Source organism: Haloarcula laminariae, from assembly GCF_025457605.1.
Taxonomy (GTDB): Archaea; Halobacteriota; Halobacteria; order Halobacteriales; family Haloarculaceae; genus Haloarcula; species Haloarcula laminariae.
This window is the reverse complement of record NZ_JAMZFY010000001.1, coordinates 2,025,954-2,046,891: the sequence shown is the minus strand read 5'-3', so window position 1 is coordinate 2,046,891 and position 20,938 is coordinate 2,025,954. Positions and strand designations below refer to the sequence as shown.

At 53.9% G+C, this 20,938-nt stretch carries 14 protein-coding genes and 1 pseudogene; 12 read left to right on the top strand and 3 right to left on the bottom strand.

Going from position 1 to position 20,938, the window contains the following annotated elements; all coding sequences use genetic code 11:
* The first annotated feature begins 1 nt into the window (after nucleotide 1).
* Nucleotides 2–3,646: a BREX system P-loop protein BrxC gene (gene brxC / locus NJQ98_RS10490; RefSeq protein ID WP_262178340.1), complete on the top strand. Its 3,645-nt coding sequence runs from the start codon at nucleotides 2–4 to the stop codon at nucleotides 3,644–3,646.
* A 191-nt stretch (nucleotides 3,647–3,837) separates the two neighbouring features.
* Nucleotides 3,838–7,569: a BREX-1 system adenine-specific DNA-methyltransferase PglX gene (gene pglX, locus NJQ98_RS10485; protein ID WP_262178338.1), complete on the top strand. Its 3,732-nt coding sequence runs from the start codon at nucleotides 3,838–3,840 to the stop codon at nucleotides 7,567–7,569.
* 49 nt (nucleotides 7,570–7,618) lie between these two features.
* On the opposite strand, the gene NJQ98_RS10480 is transcribed toward pglX, so the two are convergent.
* The gene (locus tag NJQ98_RS10480; protein ID WP_262178336.1) at nucleotides 7,619–8,212 is read right to left on the bottom strand and encodes a TBP family protein; all 594 of its coding nucleotides are present in this window, start codon (nucleotides 8,210–8,212) and stop codon (nucleotides 7,619–7,621) included.
* 117 nt (nucleotides 8,213–8,329) lie between these two features.
* On the opposite strand from NJQ98_RS10480, the gene NJQ98_RS10475 reads away from it, so the two are divergent.
* Complete coding sequence (locus tag NJQ98_RS10475; RefSeq protein WP_262178334.1) at nucleotides 8,330–10,756, top strand: PglZ domain-containing protein; 2,427 nt, start codon at nucleotides 8,330–8,332, stop codon at nucleotides 10,754–10,756.
* A 121-nt stretch (nucleotides 10,757–10,877) separates the two neighbouring features.
* Nucleotides 10,878–12,905, top strand: a complete 2,028-nt coding sequence (gene brxL, locus NJQ98_RS10470) for a protease Lon-related BREX system protein BrxL (RefSeq protein WP_262178332.1) — start codon at nucleotides 10,878–10,880, stop codon at nucleotides 12,903–12,905.
* 56 nt (nucleotides 12,906–12,961) lie between these two features.
* Here brxL and NJQ98_RS19075 read toward each other — a convergent pair whose 3' ends face one another.
* Entirely contained in the window at nucleotides 12,962–13,174 is a 213-nt protein-coding gene (locus NJQ98_RS19075) for a MarR family transcriptional regulator (RefSeq protein WP_348533562.1), read from the bottom strand.
* Nucleotides 13,175–13,258: 84 nt separating this feature from the next.
* On the opposite strand from NJQ98_RS19075, the gene NJQ98_RS19230 reads away from it, so the two are divergent.
* The 8 genes and pseudogenes from NJQ98_RS19230 to NJQ98_RS19145 all read left to right on the top strand — a co-directional run bounded on the left by NJQ98_RS19230 (nucleotide 13,259) and on the right by NJQ98_RS19145 (nucleotide 20,045).
* Complete coding sequence (locus NJQ98_RS19230; protein ID WP_489146076.1) at nucleotides 13,259–13,795, top strand: DUF8112 family protein; 537 nt, start codon at nucleotides 13,259–13,261, stop codon at nucleotides 13,793–13,795.
* Nucleotides 13,795–14,736 carry a hypothetical protein gene (locus NJQ98_RS10465; RefSeq protein ID WP_262178330.1) on the top strand — a complete coding sequence of 314 codons (942 nt, stop codon included), beginning with the start codon at nucleotides 13,795–13,797 and terminating at the stop codon, nucleotides 14,734–14,736. Before NJQ98_RS19230 ends, NJQ98_RS10465 begins: the two co-directional genes overlap by 1 nt.
* 56 nt (nucleotides 14,737–14,792) lie before the next feature.
* Nucleotides 14,793–15,572, top strand: coding sequence for a DUF8168 family protein (locus NJQ98_RS19225; protein WP_489146080.1), 780 nt, complete (start codon nucleotides 14,793–14,795; stop codon nucleotides 15,570–15,572).
* 40 nt (nucleotides 15,573–15,612) lie between these two features.
* A complete protein-coding gene (locus NJQ98_RS10460) occupies nucleotides 15,613–16,539 on the top strand; it encodes a hypothetical protein (RefSeq protein ID WP_262178793.1) in 927 nt (308 codons plus the stop codon).
* A gap of 5 nt (nucleotides 16,540–16,544) precedes the next feature.
* Nucleotides 16,545–17,204, top strand: coding sequence for a ribonuclease H-like domain-containing protein (locus NJQ98_RS10455; RefSeq protein ID WP_262178791.1), 660 nt, complete (start codon nucleotides 16,545–16,547; stop codon nucleotides 17,202–17,204).
* A 205-nt stretch (nucleotides 17,205–17,409) separates the two neighbouring features.
* Nucleotides 17,410–18,375 carry an HNH endonuclease gene (locus NJQ98_RS10450; protein WP_262178328.1) on the top strand — a complete coding sequence of 322 codons (966 nt, stop codon included), beginning with the start codon at nucleotides 17,410–17,412 and terminating at the stop codon, nucleotides 18,373–18,375.
* A 346-nt stretch (nucleotides 18,376–18,721) separates the two neighbouring features.
* Nucleotides 18,722–19,432, top strand: coding sequence for a DUF3800 domain-containing protein (locus tag NJQ98_RS10445; protein ID WP_262178326.1), 711 nt, complete (start codon nucleotides 18,722–18,724; stop codon nucleotides 19,430–19,432).
* A 205-nt stretch (nucleotides 19,433–19,637) separates the two neighbouring features.
* Nucleotides 19,638–20,045: pseudogene (locus NJQ98_RS19145) on the top strand (restriction endonuclease).
* Nucleotides 20,046–20,289: 244 nt separating this feature from the next.
* Here NJQ98_RS19145 and NJQ98_RS10440 read toward each other — a convergent pair.
* Nucleotides 20,290–20,784, bottom strand: coding sequence for an HVO_A0114 family putative DNA-binding protein (locus NJQ98_RS10440; RefSeq protein WP_262178325.1), 495 nt, complete (start codon nucleotides 20,782–20,784; stop codon nucleotides 20,290–20,292).
* Between the last annotated feature and the right edge of the window lie 154 nt (nucleotides 20,785–20,938).

Below are 20,938 nucleotides of genomic sequence, written 5' to 3'. Positions count from 1 at the left end.
TTTGAGTGACACAAAATCTACGCACGAAATACACGAAATCTTCTACCGACCGATCAACCGGAAAATAGATCGCGTCGTCAAAGTCGACAACACCGACCCGGACGTTGTCAGGAAAGAACTCGAAGAGTACATTCTCACCCCGCAACTCGAACGGCACTTTTCCGATGCACTAGAAGCCGTCATCGATACGCAACACACGCAGACAGAGGACGTGGGCATGTGGGTGTCCGGCTTCTTCGGCTCCGGGAAGAGCCACTTCATGAAAATCCTTGGCCACGTCTTAGAGAACCAGGCGTTCGGGGATACACGCGCGGCAGAGATGTTCCGGGACCGCATCGAAGGCAACGAAATGCTGGACGGGGCGGTCTCATCCGTCACGACAAAATTCAACTCCGAGGTCCTGATGTTCCAGATCGGCGCGAAAGCCGACGCCTCGGGCAGTGAATCAATCACGGAAATCATTCACCGTGAGTTCAACATTTCCCGGGGCTACGCGTCGATCCCGTGGGTCGCCGAAATGGAACAGCAACTCGAATCACGCGGCGTCTACGAGGCGTTCGTCGACGCCATTGAAGAGATACGCGGAGAAGACTGGACTGAAGCCCGTAAGAACGCGATTTTCGTTCAATCGGACATGGAGACTGCGCTCGTCGAGGCGACAGACGAGTTCGAAACCAAGGATGACGCAGCCACCGCGATCGAAAACGTCCAAGACACGCTTGTAATCAATCCGTCCACGTTAGCCGAAGACATCGTAGACCACATCGAACGGCGCGAAGCCGAGACCGGCGACAACTGTCGGTACTTCGTGTTCATCGACGAAATCTCTCAATTCATCGGTGACGATGGGCAGCTCCTCCTAGAACTACAGAGCATCGTCGAGGAGTTCGGACAGAAGGGAAAAGGAAATCTCTTCCTCGGCGTCACGTCACAGGAGCAACTCCAGCAGCTCATTCCTGGTGTGCTCGAAAAGGAAGCCGAAGAGTCGAAGGTCACTGACCGGTTCCCCCACCGATTCGACCTCACATCGGAGAACCTCGATAAAGTCGTTCGTGACAGGGTTCTCAGTAAGAAGGGCGAATTCACCAACGTTCTCAGTGACCTCTATGACGAGCACGACGGGATTCTCGCTGCTCGGTACAAACTCGATTCCAGTCAGAGTCTGAAACCCATTAATCGGGAGAATTTCATCGACTGCTACCCGTTCCTCCCGTACCAGCTGGACATCCTGCCGGACATTTTCCAAGCACTCGGAAAAGGGTCCAGTGACCAACTCGCCGGCGGTGAGCGTACGCTGATAGACGTCACGCAGAGTGTCCTCAAAGATGAAGCTCACCTGTATAACGCACCGCTCGGGGCCCTCGTGACGTTGGATATGATATTCGACGAGGTGAGCAGCGATATTCCGAACACAGACGTGAAATCCATCCGGGAAGCGCGTCCTTCCGACGCCGACCCCGAGATATCACGCCGTGTCCTCAAATCACTCTACCTGCTCCAGCAACTCTCCTGGATCCCGAACACCGCAGAAAACATCGCCACGTCGCTGCAGACCGAATTAGGTGCTACCCGCTCACTCGAAAGCGAGGTCGAAGACACACTTGAAGCCCTTGTTGACGCCGGGTACGTTGGGAAAGGTGAGGAAGGGTACCGCTTCCTTCGAGAGACAGAGCGGGAACTCGAAAACGAAATCAAAGGCATCGAGGTAGGCCCTGGAGACATTCGGCGGTCCTCCAAACGGTTCCTCAACGACATTATCGACGACACCTCCCGAGTCAACTATCAGGGACAGACATTCGAGCTCAATCTCACCGTCGACGGCGAGTCAATCACATCGAAAGGGCACATCGATCTGAAAACCTACTCGCCGATCTACCAACGCTACGAAGATGTTGATCCCGACGGACTGAAAACGCAGAGTTTCAGCGAAACCGATACGCTGTACTGGATCGCTGACTCTGAGCACCAGAACGACATCTACGAGAAGCTCAAATCGATTTTCCAGATCGACACCATCGCTAAGGAAAAACGCGGCGAGAACCTCAGCCAAGAAGAGCAGGAAGCCCTCGGACAAAAGCGCGAAGACCTACAGCGCCTTCGTGATGAAGTCACCCGGGAGTTCACTCGAAGCTTCCAGAAGGGCACGCTCATCTACAACGGTGAGACCAACGAGTTCGACGACACGGACACGTCCCTGCAATCGCTCGTCACTCGTATCACAAACGACGCAATACCGAAAGTCTACACCGACTTTAAACACGCCTCGGCGTCCGTCAAGGAGCGGCACGTGGAACAAATATTTGGAGACCTCGAAGGCACCTCCAACCCGGCGGTGTTCACTGAACTCGGTGTCGTTCAGGATGGTGAACTTAATACAGGCGCTCGTATTGCCGCTGAAATCGAAGACGAGATCCACCAACGCAAAGAAGACGGTGAGAGTCGAACCGGAGCCGACCTCATCGGCCACTTTGCCGAGCCACCATACGGTTGGAACCGCGAAGTCGTCCGACTCGCTGCAGCGGTCCTCTTCCGAAACGGCTCGATCATCCCGACCCACAAAGAACGGACCTACGAGACCTACACCGACGACGGGGCACAGGAACTGTTCTCACAGGTCACGAAATTCAACTCCACATCCTTCGACGAGCGAGAGACAGTCGATGTCGAAACGCGAACCGACGCCAAGCAGCTACTCTATCGGCTCTTCGACCGGAGAGTCCAATCGACTGATCAGGCCGTCAACGAAGGAATACGAGACGCAGCGAACGAATGGGTGTCCACGACCAACACACTGCTGTCACAGCTACGGCGAGTTGACTTCCCGCTGGCTGACGATATCAAGCAGTACCAGACTCGTCTGAACAACCTGTTGCAGCGACCCACTTCGGCCGAGCGGATCAATAAATTCGTCGAATTCGAGGACGAGCTCGAACCACTCACGAAGACAGCCAAAGACGTAGCAGCGTTCTGTGGCGAAGATGGGAGCGAAAACCATCTCAAGGAATACGAAGCGATACAGCGGTTCCTCACCAGCGAGTGGGACTCACTCGTCGACGAAGCGGAGGATCACTCTGGTCTCGTCGACATCAGTGATGAGGCCAAGAAAGCCGCTGAACGGGTTTCGGACAATCTGGACACCAAGGGCGTTATCGGCCAGTGGAAGGACCTCAAGACGGACTATCGGACTGCAGCAGAGGCCTACACCGCTATGTACGAATCACTGTACGAGCAGCGGTACGAAACCTATACCGAATCCATTGATGCTGTCAAAGCATATGCTGGTTCTGACGTCGATGAGACTGAACTCCACTCCGCGCTGTCGGACTTGACTGAGCGACAGGGGAACGGCTCGGTTGATCTGGACATCGCCACGAAGGACCACATCAACCCGGATCCGTCGCTCACACGCCTCATCGAACACATCCAGACTGTCGATTCCTACGAGGACAATGCCAAGACCGAGATTGACGAACTGGAAGATGACATCACCGATGGCACGGTTCGAGAGAGTATAGACATCGACGACATCTTCGGAAGCGTTGTCGTGACCGAACCGGCAGACGTCGACGAGCCGATCGCTGAACTTGAAGAGGAAATAGCGGATCTACTCGATCAAGAAGGCGATGTAGAGATTCGGTTCAAGTAATTCAGACAGCCGAGTTCGATTTTAGTCAGTCTGCTACGGAGACACCCGACCGCAAGCCAGCAGACCCGCTGACCCCACAAGTATAAGACTCATCAACTACTTGCCGATGGTATGTCATCACGGGTGGGAACCACGGTACAGCCCTCAGCTGTCCCGCCCGTACTGCGGCGCGGAACACACTCCTAATATCAATGTCAACAGCACACGGTCAACCCGGCCTCTCCTCGGACCAGCGCTCGACGATTCGAAGCACCATCCTCAGCTCACGGCGAACACTCGAAAACGAACTCCGCCGACAGCTCGAAAAGTACGGGATATACGAGGACAAGAAGCTCCCACTCGATAATCTCGCTCATCTCTCTGCTGACGAGCTTCATACGCGAAAGAAACTAGACGCCGCCGTCGAACGCGAACTCGAATCCACAGAGGGCGACCTGGAACGCTCGATTACGAACTATGTCCGAGAAGCGACGAAGACCTACCTCAACCGGTTCGTCGCGCTGAAAACCATCGAGGTCCGTGGCCTCGTCGAGGAAACCATCACTGAACGGGCAGAGTACGGTAACCGCTCGTACATGCACCATACCGTCGCCGAGGTTGCCGGTGAGCTGACCGACGCCCCGGACGACGGTTTCGGGGCAGCCCTCGACCTCGCTTACCAGGAGATCGGTGCGGAAATCCGGATGATATTCGAGGATTCCGAACACACCGCTATCGACCTCGACGCACAGGTCCGCGAAGAAATTCTCGACGATCTTGATGCAATAGACGACGGAGCGTGGGAAAGTGACGAAGCTCTCGGATGGGTCTACCAGTACTTTGGCGAAGAAGAACGCGAAGACATCGACGACCGCGTCGACGAAGAGAACTACAAAATCGCCGGGACAGACATCGCAACGAAGACCCAATTGTTCACTCCCCGGTACATCGTCGAGTGGATGGTCGACAACTCACTCGGCCGCACCTGGCTCGAAATGCAGGGCGAGCGGACGAATATCGACGACGAAGACAACTGCTTCTATCTCGCTCCGGTAGAAGAGTCACTAATTGACCGGGAAACAAAGTCGGTTGAAGACATAACTGTTCTTGATCCTGCGTGTGGCAGCGGTCACATGCTGTTCTATGCTTTCGATGTTCTCTACCAAATGTATCTTGAAGAGGGTGAGGTTCTTGAAAGACATATTCCACGAGAAATTCTCCGAAATAACTTATATGGGGTTGATATAGATTCAGGCGCAGCACAAATTGCCGCACTATCCTTGTATCTAAAAGCAAAAACAAAATCTCCAGATGTTAGTATTGAACAAATCAATATAACGTCTGCTGATGCAGTACTGATTAACGGTACAAAAAAACAAGAGGTTCTTGATCGAACGGACTCAGAGCTTGAAAAAGAGATCCTCGATCAGATCTGGACTAGCTTCGAACATATTCGTGAGTGGGGAAGTCTTGTTCGGGTGGAACAGCACATAGAAGATATTATTGAGCAATATCGTGATGATCTCAAGGCTGAGGGGCAATCAAAATTCACACAGAGTGGTGGGCTAGAGAAACAATCATCTGTAGTCTCTTTTACTGATGAAAAATCTGAATCATGGGAGTCGGTAAAAGAGCGTTTGCTTGAGAACACCCGCGAAATTGCTCGTGCTGCTCTTAATGAGAATAATCCAGTTGACGAAATGTTCGCTGAAGAAGTTTCGAAATCAGTGGAGCTTCTTGATGTGCTTATTCGTGATTATGATGTTGTGGTAGCTAACCCGCCTTATTTGGGTAGTGGGAAAATGGGGGATAATCTCAAACAATATATAAAAGACGGCTATGCAGGAACCCGAGATATATACGCAGCATTCATCCAACGGTCTTGGGAATTTGCTAAATCTGACGGGTATGCTTCATTAGTTACGCCCGAGAACTATATGTTTTCCTACAGTTACCGAAAGTTACGACGAATTCTGTTGCAAAATCATCAATTCTTAGAAGGGGCCCATCTATCAGGATATAGCTTCTCAATGAAAGATCGGCCTTTTACCATCTCGTTCCTCCTACGGAATAGTGATCCTACAGATGTTGAAAATTCCCGATTTTATAGGATGACCCATGAACAGGATAAATATGACACTCACGAGAAAAAAATTGATGGGCTCAATGCTCTGACATCACAACTTCGTGAGAATAACACGACTGAGGATGTATATACTGTCAATCCGAACGATTTTCTATCAATTGGACGACAGCCATTTCTATACTGGTTCGGTGATTCTATACTTAACCTTTTCTCTGAATATCCTGCAATTGAAGACTCGGTCGAAGTAAAGCAAGGATTAGCTACGGGAGATGATGATCGATTCGTGCGAAAGCATTGGGAAGTTAATCAGGATGAATTAGGTGGAAATTACGTTCCATATCAAAAAAGCGGTTCCTCGCAACCGTATTATGATACACAGCGTGATTATCTCTTATGGAAAAACAGTGGGGAGGAAGTGAAAGAATACGATGGGAGCTATATTCGCAACTCTGACTACTATTTCCGGAAAGGGGTTTCCTTCCGAGGATTTGGCAATTACGCAGTAGCTCGCTCAAAACCCGATAATATGATTTTTTATCATAAGTCCCATTTTGTATATTCTCCCGAAATCAGTGATGAATATTTACTCGGATATGGTAATTCCACTTTAGTTAGATTCCTTTTGAATGGAATCAATCCGTCCCTGAATTTCGAGGTCGGAGATATAAAACGTCTCCCAATTAATCCCGAACCAGAGCAACAGGCTGAGGTAGAAAGACTTGTTGAACGCGCAATGGACTCCCGAGAGAAATTAATATCCTTAGATGAAACGAGTGATGAGTTTGATCAGAAAAAGTTCATCGATTGCACTCAGGAGGGTGTGAAAGGACTATTGTATTACGAGGACAAATTAAATGCAGAAGTTGGTTTGATACATGGACTAATTGATCCACTCATTTATGATGCATATTCAATTCCAAGTGAGCACCGAGAGCGCCTATCTAGAAATTTACCGAAGAACCTCGCTGATTATCCAATCATAACGAATCTAGAATATGAGACTGGCTTGGAATTATCGAGCGATGAGATTCCTGAGAGAGAACTTGCTTCAGAAGAATATCAGCGTTTACTTTCAGATATAGCTGATAGTCCTACCGACCTCCGTGAGGCGGCAGAAGATCTAGAAATCTCACCAATAACTATCGCTGAAGGTCGATATACAGAGGAAACATATGATCAGGATAGGCTGGAAAAAACTGCTGGTCGAATTCTCTCATATTGTCTTGGCACCGCTGTTGGTCATTGGAGTACTGATCAAGATATAGAAAGTGTTGACGATGGTATAATCACATTTGATGAGAATGCCGACGAAAACGTTGATGCTTGTATCCAGGACTGTCTTGATACGTTATTCATGGATAGTCAATCTATCCAATCTTCCATAGAAGGTATTCTAGGGACCTCGGTCGGGGAATGGTTACGTGAATCATTCTTTAGATATCACCATTGCAAAGAATATCGCCGCCGAGGCCAGCGGATTCCGATTTATTGGCAACTCGAAAGTCCTAATGGCGCTTTTAGTTGCTTCGTGTATTATCATAAAATTGACTCGAATACGCTCCCCAAGCTTCGCGGTCAGTATCTTGACCCGCATATAGACTCACTCAAAAATGAGCTCGATTCGTTGAGAAAACGGACTAGCAGCGATAATCCAGACAAGAAGCTTCTGAATCGTAAAGAGTCTGTTCAGGAGAGTCTGAATGACGTGAAAGAGTTCCGAGAGATAATTGATGAAATGATTGATGATAATGTTTCAGTTGACGCCGATGAAGGTATTTGGGAGAATATCAAACAGTGGGACCAATATGAGGTTCTAGAAACTGGCCTCCCAAAACTGAAGTCAAGTTACTCACGCTGACTTACGAATCATTAAATTATTGAGTTTCGGTTAGTAGAATATCTTATAACTATACTTCATTCGCATAGTTATCCAAGAATAGTTGGATGCGACGAATCGCGGGCTCAATATCTTCTCTCCGACGAAGTCCTTGAATCACAAACTTGCCTGTAGAATATAACATAAAGGTCACCGAAATTTCCTTTACCCGAACAATGGCGGCTGGAAATTGTTCCGGCTCATATTCGACCTCAAATACGCTGTCACCGTTATCAACTGAGAGGTCTTCTAGTTGGAGTGGTGTCCCTAAATCACCACTTACAGCAATATTGGTGATTTTTGGTCCCTCAATGAGTTCAGCATCATGGCCTATCTCACAAACGGAACTGACAATCTCGTTAATATAACCTTCTGCTTCTTCTGACGATGTACAGCCATATACGAAAAGCCTCTTTTGTGACCAGTCACGACCAGTTATAATGACTCGAACATTAGAATCTGAAGGAGTATATTTGTAACCATTAACTTTCTCTTCAAATCTATCAAGCATCTCTAGTTTTGTAGGATCCATTTGTACAATGGCTTTATGCATCATAGAGTGGGGTGAGTATTCCACGCCGGAATCAGTCTTAAGCTGATGTTCTGTTCTGTCTATCTCGGTCACGTTGACGATAGTTTGCCGAGTAAAGACCTGAGTCTTTTGCATGTCTACCACTCATCGGTTACTGAACGAGAGTGGTTCCCGAAACAACAATCATCCCCCACCCGGATGTAGCCTACAATGGGAGATCTCGCGGATAGCATTATCACGGAACTTCGACAGAAGTTCGACCGGCATCCTGTGTGGGTCTGGTATGATTCACAAGAGAAGTACAAAGGTGTCCTCGACGAGGTCGAAGCCGAACTTGACGATATCACTCTCGCACGGTATGACGGAAGTTACCTGAAGCTGAAGAAGCGACTCCGGGATGAGGACCCGAACTACGGCCAGAACTGGCTTTTCTACATCCCCGAATCCCGCAACGATGCAGAATGGTTCCGTGACGTCCACTCACTCGGGAAGCAGTACCGCGTCGACCGAGATATCGAGGGTACACCAGCGACACAGTTCCTCGTTGAGCACGAGGACGAAATCCCCGACGCGTATGAGGATTGGGGAGAGAACGCAAAGAATCGTCGTATGGCCTTCTTCTGTGTGCTCTTCGAAACAGCCGGACCAGATCCCGACCACTGGCTCCGCTCCTATCTCGCCGCGCCTGAACTGTACCGCGAGCAAATCGAAGACAACGCGATGGACGATGCGTGGGATGCTCACCTCCGAGAGGAGTACGGTATCGACGCTGGACTCGACCCCAAAGAGATAGCCACGCAACTCCTCTTCGGCGAGGTTGCCAACCGCGCGCCCACAAGCCGGTATGATGAACTCGCCGCCGACGATACTACCGCTGCGGCGAAATTCTGTGACGAGTGGCAAAAGTACGCCCCGACGGAGTTCATCCGCCTCGCACAAACCATCGAAGAGGACTATGACCTCGCAGCGGCTGTCGTCGACTCTGGCCGAGCACATTGGGATGCGACTGCGTTCAAGGGTATCGATAGGGGCCTCATCCGGCTCGTGATGGAGCGCCTTGCCGAAGGAACCTACGTCGATCTCCCGGACATCGCAAACGACCTCCACCAGACAGTCAAACGTCGTGAGGATAGCTTCTGGAGTCAGGAGGATCTCGTCGACTGGTCCGTCCCCATCCTCGCTATCGAAACGCTCAGGCAAATCGGGGCTATCGATGCCGACAACGCGAAGACGCTCTCCTCTGAGGACCTGGCTACCGAGTATACTGACAGCGACGGCTGGTGGCAAATCGACGCTGCGTACCGAAGCTACATCCAGGCGACGCTCCAAACCACCGAGCCGTATCCACAGGAAACCGTCGTGAAAGACCGGGTCGCCAAACACTACATGTCCTTCCTCCAGAGCGTGAACCGACCACTCGCCGAAACACTCGGCGACAATCCCACGCTCGGTACTCCACAAACGTCCTTCTACGAGGAATTTGCGGACCTTGATGACGGCACTGCAATCATCATCTGCGACGGCCTGCGGTACGAACTGGCGGAATCAATCAAGCAGAACCTGGAGCACCGAACTGACTTCGAGCAAAGTCTCGACGCTGTCAGCGCTGCGCTGCCGTCGATCACAGAGGTCGGCATGGCTGCCCACCTCCCCGGCGAACTCGGGCTCTCACTCGACGATGATGACTTGGTAGTGACCAGTGGTGGCGAGGAGATGAGCGGGAAATCTGACCGCGTTGACCGTCTCAGTGCTGCCGGCTTCGAGGTCGTCGACATGGACGAGGTAAACAGTACCCCGCTTGAGGAGCTGTCCGAGTCGGATCCCGTTCCACGGGTAATCTACTCTGGAACGATCGACAAGCTTGGCGAGAGTCTCGATGCCGAGACAGCGTTCAGTCAAGTCGCATCGCACGTCGACGACGTCGAACGCACCGTGCAGCGGTTGAAACAAGCTGGCTACACGAAGTTCGTCATCACGAGTGACCACGGTTTCCTGTTCACCGACAGACTGACTGACGAACTGAAAGTCGAATCACCGGACCTCGCTAACATCGTGAAACGCCGATTCGCTGCAATCGACAGCGGTACCGCACTCGTGGATACTGACGAGTATATCCAGGTAGATTCAGACGGTCTCGCAGAACTCGGCATCACTGCGCCGGATCTCAAACTCCTGTTCCCACGCAGCGTCGCGTGTTTCAAAGCCCAAGGCGGGAACATGCAGTACTTCCACGGCGGGATATCGCTACAAGAGCTGCTGGTACCGTGCCTGACGGTAACGACAGGGGAGCTGGAAGAGAGTGCCACAATCAACTACGATGTTACAGTTCCTGATCCGATTACGAACTCCATCATCAGCGTCGAGGTTGAAGCCAAAAGCGAACAAGTCTCGTTCGACAAATCCCCGACGTTAGAAATCCGTGCCAATATTGACGGTGAGCAAGTCGCAGACCCCTCTACGATAGAAATAAATCCGGGAACAAACAGCACTCGTATCAGGCTCAAACAGGGCGCGATTTCGGGCGAAAACACCGTTCAGTTCGAGGTAATTGACTTGGACACGCGAGAAACAATATCCAAAGAAACAGTCGCCCTTGACCTCCTCTTCGGTGACGACGATATGGGATTCGACGTATAGGTTAAACAACGGCATCTCCCGAAAGTGTAGCACTGTTCCCGAGACTTACCAGACCCGCCTCTCTCTCTCTCGCTTCTCATCACCGACACCAATATGCCTCCGGCTACACTTCGGATAGTCAATGACAACTGAGGACGTCGACCAGAAAGCCCTCGACGTCTTTCCCGGGCGCGTGGTCCGGAAGGACCTCGTTCAGGACATCAAATCCGGCGTCAATGTCCCGACCTATGTTCTCGAATATCTCGTCGGCCAGTACTGCGCGACCGATGATGAGGGGTCTATAGAAGAGGGTCTCGACAAGGTCAAAGAGATCCTCTCAAAACACTACGTTCGCCCTGATGAAGCCGAATTCGTTAAGAGCGAAATCCGCGAGCGAGGGCGCTACCGTGTCATCGATAAGGTCACCGTCAAACTCGACGAACAGCAGGACGCGTACATCGGCTCGTTCGTCAACCTCGGACTCAATGACGTCGAAATCAGCGAGCACCTCGTCAGCAAACACCCGAAGCTCCTCGGTGGCGGTGTGTGGGCAATCATCGACTTAGAGTACCTCCCTGACAACGCTAACGGCCCGAAAAGCCTCTTCGGCATTGATTCGTTCAAACCAATCCAGGTATCCAACCTCGACTTAGACCAACTCAAAGACCGTCGGCGAGAGTTCACGCGCGACGAATGGATGGATCTGCTCCTCCAGAGCGTCGGCTACGACCCGACCGCGTTCAGTGACCGGGAAAAGCTGCTGTTCCTCGCCCGTTGTATCCCGCTTGTCGAATCCAATTATAACTACGTCGAGCTCGGGCCCCGTGGCACCGGGAAAAGCTACCTCTACCGCGAGATCAGCCCTCACTCAATACTCATCTCCGGCGGAAAGACGACTGTCGCAAAGCTCTTTCTCAACCTCAATACTGGACGAATCGGCTTGGTCGGGCGATGGGACGTTGTCGCTTTCGACGAAGTCGGGGGTCTTCGCTTCACTGACTCCGAGGCTGTCCAGATGCTCAAAGACTACATGGAGAGCGGGAGCTTCTCACGCGGTACCGAAGAGCTGACCGCGCAAGCATCGATGGTCTACGTCGGCAACATCGACCTTGACGTCGAAGGCGTTCTCAAGAGTTCCCATCTCTTTCAACCCTTCCCCGAAGAGATGCAAGACCTCGCACTCATCGACCGATTCCACTACTACCTTCCGGGGTGGGAAGTGCCGAAGATGCGTTCCGAATTCTTCGGCGACCAGTTCGGCTTCATCGTCGACTACTTCGCCGAATTCGTCCGAGAACTCCGAAAAGAATCCTATGGTGATGCCATCAACGAAGAATTCGCCTTCGGGGACCATCTCAACCAGCGCGACGAAAAGGCAGTCAGGAAAACCGTCTCAGGCCTCCTGAAGATGCTTCACCCCCATGGCGAGTACACCAAAGACGAACTCCGAGAATACCTCGAATTTGCAATGGAGGGGCGTCGGCGCGTCAAAGAACAGCTCAAACGCATGGGCGGGATGGAGTATCGAGCTGTCGAGTTCTCGTACTTGGACTTAGAAACCAGAGAAGAGATCTACGTCAGTGTACCCGAGGAAGCTGACGAGACGCTGATCCCGCCTGGAACACAGAAAGCAGGAACGGTGTACACTATTGGAGAAAGCGAAGGACGTCACGCGCCCTTCCGCATAGAGACACAAGCCCTTCCCGGCTCTGGAAAAACGAACATCTCCGGGACTCCTGGAAGTAAGATGAAAGACTCGTTCGAGACCGCGTGTGATTATCTCCAAGCGAATATGCGCGAACTCCGGCGCGACGAGACACTCGATGACTACGACATCAACATGCAGGTCCTCAATCCATCTGACGCCAGCGAAGGTGGCGAGACTAGTGTGGGCATTCTCGTGGGCATCGTTTCAGGTATCCTTGATAGACCAGTCCGATCACAAGTTGTCGTCTTAGGCGCAATGAGTCTCATGGGTGAACTCGTCTCCGTAAGCTCACTCGTCGATAAACTACAGTTAGCAGCAGATTCTGGTGCTAAGAAGGTACTTCTTCCTGCGAAAAATAAAGACGACTTCGCCAAGATACCTGATGAGCTTCTCGACCAACTCGAACTTATCTTCTACACGAATCCGCTGGATGCAGCGAGCAAAGCTATCGATTTAGAATGAGGCCTGAATAATGTAAACCTCGCGTCTGAGGTGATCTCAGCGTAGTCCCTTATGCTTCACTCTGAACGAGGGTCTTTGAGCAATTTCCAGAGTGCAGTTGGTTCATGAAGATATTCGATGCATCCGGCAGCGTGTAGCCGGTCCAGCCTCTTCGTCACAGTCGGACGCGATAGCTCAGTGAATTCGACTAACGCACCAGTCGTTAGATTGCCCTTCTGAACAAATTCATTTAGCACTTTTTTCGTATTCTCATCGACTTTGAGAGGCATTGTAGAGCACATTTGCTGGCCTAGTCCTTATTAGCCACCCATTGAACCTTAGTTAACGGATATCCTTTACAAGTCGTAAAGTATATGTGTAATGCAGTTGTATGGAGTAGTAGAGCTTGGCTCCTTGGGAGTATTCGAGAGAATGCCCGCGTGGTTGCACACGCGAGCCGGGTTCTACTGTTCAGGCAAGAACCCATGAACACTAAGCAAGCCAATCGGAATCAAACTAACGCTGTTGTATCGATTGAAGACATAGCACAAGCATCAAAAATTTGTCAGGTTTCTGAGCAGGGATTGCGGGACGGCGCGGCGGTGGTTGCGTATGCGACACGCGAGTGTCCGCACGCTCCATGGTTGGTTCGGCAACTGCGGTGTCCGCGGCATCCGCCGTCGCTTTCTTCTTTGTCGACGCTTGGCGTGTGTGAAGTCGTGGTTGAGGGCCGGGTTGGTCGCGTGGTGGATACGGGGTTGCAGCGTGATTGGGTGACGGTTGTGGCACCTGAGGTTGTGGCGTGGTCGCCGGCACACACGCGTGATGCGGTTAGTGTTAAATCCGAAGAGTGGTCCTCGCCGTGTTGCTCAGCGTGTGAGTTGGTTGCGGCTGAGGGTGGTGAGGCGTAATGGTCGAGTTTGATGCGTCTGATCTCCCGGTTGAGTTCGACTTGCCTGTCGAGGAGGAGCTGATGCTCCCTGATCTGTACGTGGGCCTTGATGCCGGGCTGCTGGCTCCGGGGGATGGGATTGTAACCGATCGGCATCATGCATCTTCAGACCGTTACGAGGCTGACGACCCACAGAACCAGATTGCGGGCCAGATTTCCCCGTTCGCGTTATCTGGATGGGTTCGTCATGGCTGCGAGGCGGTGCTACAGGCGGCTGGTGCATCAGCGTGCCATCCGGGCGAGTCGAACGCGAACTTCCGGCTAGAGGACGTGTACGACCGAGATCTCGATTCCGGGTATCACGAGAAAGGCAGTTGCACGGACGACGTGGATGCTGGCTGCACCGTGTACGATCTGTTCGGTGGGTTCGAGGGCAATCCCGGGAAGTTGATTCGGCGTCCAGTGTCGTTCTCGCCGGTCCGTAGCCAAGTAGATGTCACGAGGGGTGAAGCCGAGGCGCACTATCGCCAGCTGCACACACAAGTCAGATCCAGGAACGAGGAGGATGGTGGGCAGCCGCTGCGACACTCGACGCGGGACGTGGTCGGGAATCTCGTGGGAACGTGGAAACTCACGCTTCGGGAGACGAAACCGGAGTTCGTGGGACTCCTGCTGGAAGCGATCGCGTTCTTAGACACCCATAGCGACGAGTATGCGTTCCAACTCGGTGGGGCCCGTAATTTCGGGGCCGGGATGGTTGACGCGGAGATCCTCAATCCACTCTACACCGCGGATGAGGTGTCGAACGTGTATGACCGCCGGAAGTCGCCGACGAACGAGATGGAGCGGAAAGACGAGCTGTGGCAAACGCAGTGCCGGGACAAGTTCGTGGAGGCGCTTCAGGCCCGCACAGCGCGTCGTGATGGGGAGTTACCGGTCCATGGTGGTGATGGGGCGTGACGTCGGACGTGCCGTTCGAGTCGCCGCACAAGGAGCCTGAGTCAGACGTGGATCCAATGGTCGCGGCGTATCGGCATGATGTGCATAAGTTGCGCGGCCGGTCACATAACGCGGCCCAAGAGACGTTTCGTGGAGCGCGAGTGAACGAACCAGTGCGGTTAGGTGCGGATGGGGACGCGGCTCGGCTGTCGCGGCCGAAAGGCGCACCGCAAGAAACGGTGGCGAATCACCGGTCGCCGCGCCGGTTGTCGCTCGTAACGGGTGGCACGGCCGTAGCATCTGACCGGATTCGAGCGTCGGACGATGCACCGCTGGACTGGTTGGTGTTATCGACGGATCCCGAAGTGCTGCATTCGCGGTGGTTGACGAGCGAGGTCGCGGCAGCGTTCAACGAGTCGGTGTACTACCCGTACACCTCGCTCAGGTTCCACGTGCTGCTCGTGGCGGCGTTGCTGGATAATTACCGGGCCGGGCATGACTTCGCGGATTTGCATCTTGTGGCGACGCCGTCAGGCGCGATGCCGGAGGAAGGTTGGACTGCTGCGGCGGCGCGGGGGTCCGATGTTGTGGAGCCGTTTCGAACGGTCCTGTGGTCGCCGGTCATGTCGCTGCACGTGTCGGGGGAACCGGGTGACCGGCCGTCGGCTCCGTTAGGGTCGTGTCCGGCCAGGTCGTTTGCGGATACGTGGTCTAGGTTGTCGCAGCATCCGTTCGATCAGGGTGATCGGCGGTGGCGGCGGTTGGATGCGCAGTTGCGGCGTGTCCGGTCGTGGTCGACGGCGCTCGGATACATCGAGGATTACGTCGCAGTGTACGGGGACGGGGATGCGCGGTGAACCCGATATTCTCCACTGGAAGCGCAGGGGGTGTGAAGTCGTGACACAGGTACAGCAGGTACTGTTCGAGTTGGAGTCGGACTATCAGGGACACGCGTATCACGTAACCGGGAACGCACTGTACAATGCGCTCGCCCGTCGTGTCGATGCCCGGGCTCGCAAGCAGTTACAGGTAAGTCACGGGGTGTTCGTCCCGGGCGAGTACGGCGAGTACCCGTCCGCGCATTCTAACAGCGGGTACGGCGGGGTGCTTGGGAAGTCGCTCCCGGAGGTCGAGAATTACGAGGACTTGTTCCTGTTCAGAGACGCTGCGCAACGCTGGTTACTGGATTCCCGGCCGCGGGATGCGCACAATGTGCATGATGTGACGCGGCACGGTGACCGGCTCGCCTACGCCCCGAAGTGTTGGTTTGGGCGGCCCGAGAACGTCCGGAATTCGAAGCGGTCGGTGCAATGGTTCCTGCAGTGCTATCTGCACGCCGGGCGCGACGATGATGTCCTCCCGCTCAACGAGGACGTTTTGGACGGGCTTCGGGTCGGTGCAGCCCGGAATTACGGGCTCGGCGAGCTGTCCCTGAAAGACACGCAGCTCGTTGAATTGGATGAATTAGACTACTCCCGCGTTGAGGACACGGAACTCGACTTAGAGCTCGTATCGCCGTACGTTTTGCAGAGTGAGTACCCGGGTGCGGACGGGCAGAACGTCCCGTGGTGGTGGGATGCTGACGGTGAGTTGCGTCGCCGGGAAACCCGGCTGGTGAACGGTGAGGAAGTGCACGTACTGGAGACGGTGGATCACGGGCAGGTCTTCGAGTTCACGGGGGATGGTGCGGTTCGCACAGCGCAGAACGGCGTGTTACGCGTCGGGACGCACTCGAAGTACGGGTTCGGGGAGTTCCGACTGCGACCGGCAGGTCAGGACCGTGTCCCGGAACGCGCCGTCGGTGTCGAAGGGACGACATCGTGAGCGACGTGTTGGAGCAGGTCGCGTTCGATATTGAGACGACCGGGTTCGACGTCGATGATGTCGTGACCGTGGTCGGGTTCAGTCTCCCGTTGGGCGTGCGTGTGTTCTGCCAGACGGCCGAGCGCACCAGTGACGGCGTGGAAGAACACGTGCAGGACCGCGTTGAGGAACACGTGATCGTGTCAGTCCATGAGTCGGAGGCCAGCTTGTTAGAGGCGGTCGCGGAGTTCGTGGCGATGCGGCTTCGAGATGATGACGTGTTGCTGACAGCGTTCAACGGTGAAACGTGGGACGGCGGGTTCGATGTCCCGTTCCTCAGGACACGATTCGCCGCGCACGGCCTCGACTGGCCGTTCGTTGACGTGCCGTACGCGGACCTGTTCCCGGTCGTGAAGAAACTGTTCAACACGACGGTAGACGGGCAGTCACGATCGGGACTCGTCGCAGCGTACAACCTGCTGTGCGACGGGAACCACGCCGCGCTTGACCCGTTCGATGATAGCGCGGAAGCAGTCACAGCGTTTGAGGACGGGCGGTTCACTGACGTTGTACTGCACAATGTCGCGGACGTGCTTCGCACGGCGGCGCTTGGCCGGGTCGCTGAACGGTACTGTAGTCGCTCTGATTTCCAGCTGAAATCGCTGACGCCGACGAGTCACGGGTGAGAGGACTGCAGCACTAGTGAATCGAGTCGACGAATGCGCGGTGTGGGTGGTATTGAAGCGATACACCAGGAAGACGCGGGCGGTAGCTGCGGTAGAAAAACGCGGTTGACACAGTGACCATGCAACGCAACACGCGACGTGAGAAGCGCGACGTATCGATGACGAACGAGCAGCGGCGACGCAGTAACCAAGTGGTGGTGGCAGCATGACCGAGGATGTGTCGAACGAGACGGTGGACCCTGCGACGCGATCGAAAGTGTTGGATGCGGCGGGGCATCGCTGTAAGTGGTGTGGTCGGGACGGTCCGGGTGCGGGTGGCGTGGCGGCGTTGCACATCCATCATGCGACGCGTGATCCTGACGAGATAGATGAGCACGACTTGCAGAACCTGACTGCAGCATGCAGGCGCTGTCATAATTGGCTGCACAATCAACCATCGGGCGACGAAGTCCCGGTTGAGCTGACTGAAGCGGACTTGACGGTGTTGCTGCCGCAGGACGCCGAGATCATCCAAGTGTTAGCCGAGCACGGCCCGATCCGGACTGGTGACATCGTGGACGAACTCACGCCGGATCTCTCCGTGACAGCCGTCCGGGAACGCCTGTGGGTACTGATGGGTCTCGACAACACGGTTGAGGGCCGTGACAAGCAGATCGTCGATCAGGACGCAGACACCGGGGAATGGGGGCTTGTCGAGCAAATCTCTAACTCTGCTCGTGGCCGCATTCCTGATGACCCGCAAACTCTGCTGCAACGCGCCGAAGATGAACGCGTCCGGCAGGCCCTTGACCGCGGGTGTAGCCGTGACGAGGTTGCTGATGTGATTGGCGTGGTGGGACGGACAACGTGGCACAAGGAAAAACGCGCGAGAGCGTACGCATTCCCACTAGATGCGTTGGATGACAGAGGCGGGCGGCCGTCGCCCAATGGCGAGGGCGGTGACTCACTAACAGAGATTCCAGCTGCTGAGGAGGACGCCGGTGCCGAGACGCAGCAGCGACTCGACGCGGTTGAGCACGGTGGTGATAGCGAACCAGGTGTGTTGAGCGATGGCGGCGAGGCAAGTCAAGACATGCCCGCCGAACCAGATGAAGACATTTCGTGGTCGGATGCGAAGACGCAGTTACAGCGAACTATAGAGGCGTTAGAAGAGGTAAAAGAAGCGCTGTAAAATCTCACTCGGGCAGCTTACGAATCTTCTATTTGCGACATCTTCGCGCGTAGGTGCTTGTTGAACTCATCAGCATCGACGCCGTAGTGGGTTTTATATTGGCAGTTCGGACAGAGAGTGACAACCGTTGCAGGTGAGTCTGACAACGCTGTCACTCAGTTCGGTAATGTGGTGGGCGTGGAGATACAGTTGCCTTGGTTTACTGGTGAGCTGGCTCACCGCAACCTTCGCATTCACAGTTCCACGGGCTATGATGCACCACGTGGTCGTGTGACAGGCATGGCTTGGTAGTGATGGAATGAAATATATCGCGTGAGCATTTGCGTGATAGTATCCTGTTGATTTGATGGCTCGGACGTTGTTCGTACACGTTGATGAGAGTGGGAATCCGTCCAAAGGGTCATACTATGTCGTGGCGGCTACGTGGTGTCTCTCTGAGCGGGGCCGGGCGAATGAGGTGTTACGGCATACGGTTGATGAATTGAAAACGATCGCTGAGAGTGCGTTGCATGGGTCTCGAACGTTGTCTGAGCTGAAGGGAGCTGCTTTGCCGGTTGCGGTTGTTAATACGACTGTTGGGTGTTTGAATCACGTTGAGTATGATGACCCGACGATTGAGCAGACCCGGTTACCGTGGGAGATTACGTACCCGATTCGATTGTCAGTGCATGCGGTGAACCCGGATGTCGGCAATGACGTGTTGACTGATGTGATTGGGAACTTCGATGAGTCTGTGCAAGCATTGAAGACATTGGCGTTGTGCAGCGTGCTAAACCCGTTATTTCAGACGACTCACGTAGATCTGAGTACGGTTGATTCGATCTGCGTCGTTCTGGATTCTGAGGTGTGGCAAAACCCTGCGGAGAAGGTAGCGACTGTGTTGGATCGTACTGCGGATGAGGTTCCGCCGATTGAATTTGACACTCGTGATAGCAAGGACGCGGCGGGGCTACAGGTTGCTGATGTAGCGGCATACAGTTGGGCTAGGCATCAGCGGAAAGGAGACTGTGAAACGGCCGTCGAAACGCTGCATCCGCTTCGGTTCGCAAAGAAGTAACTCCAGAATTATACTCTCGGAAAGGCTACCAGGTAGCCTCACGGAACTCAGTACCCTCAAGGAGGGATCATTGATCCGTGCGCCACCTGCTCATGTACACATATTCAGCGAGGCGTTTTAATTCTTCCTACTGCCCTGTGGCGAACCGTGCTTAGAGACCGTTTCGCCGGAGCTCGTCGAGCCGGTAGCGTCTCTTGTTGACCAGATGAGCGAGACGTATTGGGAGAGGCATCATCTTTACCAGTTCGAGTGGGCGGGGTTTGAGCAACTTGTCGCGGTAGTCTTCGAGTCGAACGGCTACGAAACCCGCGCGACGCAGGCGACAAGAGACGGCGGAGTTGATATTTGGGCCGAGCACCGGGGGAATCGTGTCGCTATTGAGGTCAAACAGTTCGACACGGGGAACCTAGTCGGCCGTCCAGTACTATAGAAACTCGCCAGTCACATCGCTACGGGCGACGCCGACCAAGTCATCGTCGTGACCAGCAGTGACTTCACTGACACTGCACGGCAGTACGCGAAGGACTTCGAGCAGAAGATGCGACTCATCGACGGCACACAACTCGCTCAAATGCTTACAGAATCAGATCAGCCGCCACCCCTGACAGGATAGGCTAGATGTACAACTCTTCCAGTCAGTCGCTGTTCGCTCAATACCGGGTGTCAATGCATGTGCGCTGTGACCACACATGCTAGACCAGGACAGTCCCTGACACAGAGACAAGGGAGTGCCCTGCACCCTCAATGAAGAGTCGATCCTGACAGTTGATAAAACCGAGTATCCCTGTGAGGGCCGTGTCCAACGCCACGTTCGCTTTCGGGTTATGATTCGAACTATTATTCGATTGCTGCCGTGATCAGGCTGGTGCGGTGTCGTCGGTTCCGCGGGGTGTTGTGATTTCGAGGTTGACTTCGATGGTGTCGTACGGGACAAATGGTTGTTTCGCACGTCCGGCTTGCTCGAAGTGAATTATGTCGTAGTCTGCGAGTACGTGGACGTCGTCGTGGACGGTTTTGACGTCACGATCGAGACGCTCGGCGAGTTGCCGAATACTCGCTGGCTGTTCAGCCATCACGCTTTTCAGGAGCTGGATCCGGCGGTCAGTGAGCAGCGCTCGGAGATCGCTTGGGTTCTCGAAGTTGATGACGTGCGGGACCTCTTCACCGGATTCCCACTGGTCAAGTCGGTCTAACGCATCGTCTCGATGCGCTTCTTCGGAGTTGGCTGTGACTCGCAGTGTCGAGGGGTAGTCAGCCGTGTCCCGGTCTTCGAGGAAACCCGCTTCGGCATCGTCAATTACGATCTCTTCGTCGGGGTTGTCGGGTGCGTTTGCATTAGGGTCGTTGGACATAGTTAGTCACCTCGTTCGATGATCGTCCATTGCGTCGTAGAACGCTTGGACGTGTTCTCTCAATCTGGTGTAGTTGATGTCGTCGTAGACACTGTCGAGCGTGTGGTAATGGTTCCGGTCATTTTCCGCTAAGACATCGACGGCTTTCGAAATC

What these genes read in the sequence shown, in the direction of transcription:
- pglX (WP_262178338.1), top strand. Translation starts at nt 3,838, where the DNA reads ATGTCAACAGCACACGGTCAACCCGGCCTCTCCTCGGACCAGCGCTCG.
- NJQ98_RS10475 (WP_262178334.1), top strand. Translation starts at nt 8,330, where the DNA reads ATGGGAGATCTCGCGGATAGCATTATCACGGAACTTCGACAGAAGTTC.
- brxL (WP_262178332.1), top strand. Translation starts at nt 10,878, where the DNA reads ATGACAACTGAGGACGTCGACCAGAAAGCCCTCGACGTCTTTCCCGGG.
- NJQ98_RS19075 (WP_348533562.1), bottom strand. Translation starts at nt 13,174, where the DNA reads ATGCCTCTCAAAGTCGATGAGAATACGAAAAAAGTGCTAAATGAATTT.
- NJQ98_RS19230 (WP_489146076.1), top strand. Translation starts at nt 13,259, where the DNA reads ATGTGTAATGCAGTTGTATGGAGTAGTAGAGCTTGGCTCCTTGGGAGT.
- NJQ98_RS10465 (WP_262178330.1), top strand. Translation starts at nt 13,795, where the DNA reads ATGGTCGAGTTTGATGCGTCTGATCTCCCGGTTGAGTTCGACTTGCCT.
- NJQ98_RS19225 (WP_489146080.1), top strand. Translation starts at nt 14,793, where the DNA reads ATGGTCGCGGCGTATCGGCATGATGTGCATAAGTTGCGCGGCCGGTCA.
- NJQ98_RS10450 (WP_262178328.1), top strand. Translation starts at nt 17,410, where the DNA reads ATGACCGAGGATGTGTCGAACGAGACGGTGGACCCTGCGACGCGATCG.
- NJQ98_RS10445 (WP_262178326.1), top strand. Translation starts at nt 18,722, where the DNA reads ATGGCTCGGACGTTGTTCGTACACGTTGATGAGAGTGGGAATCCGTCC.
- NJQ98_RS10440 (WP_262178325.1), bottom strand. Translation starts at nt 20,784, where the DNA reads ATGTCCAACGACCCTAATGCAAACGCACCCGACAACCCCGACGAAGAG.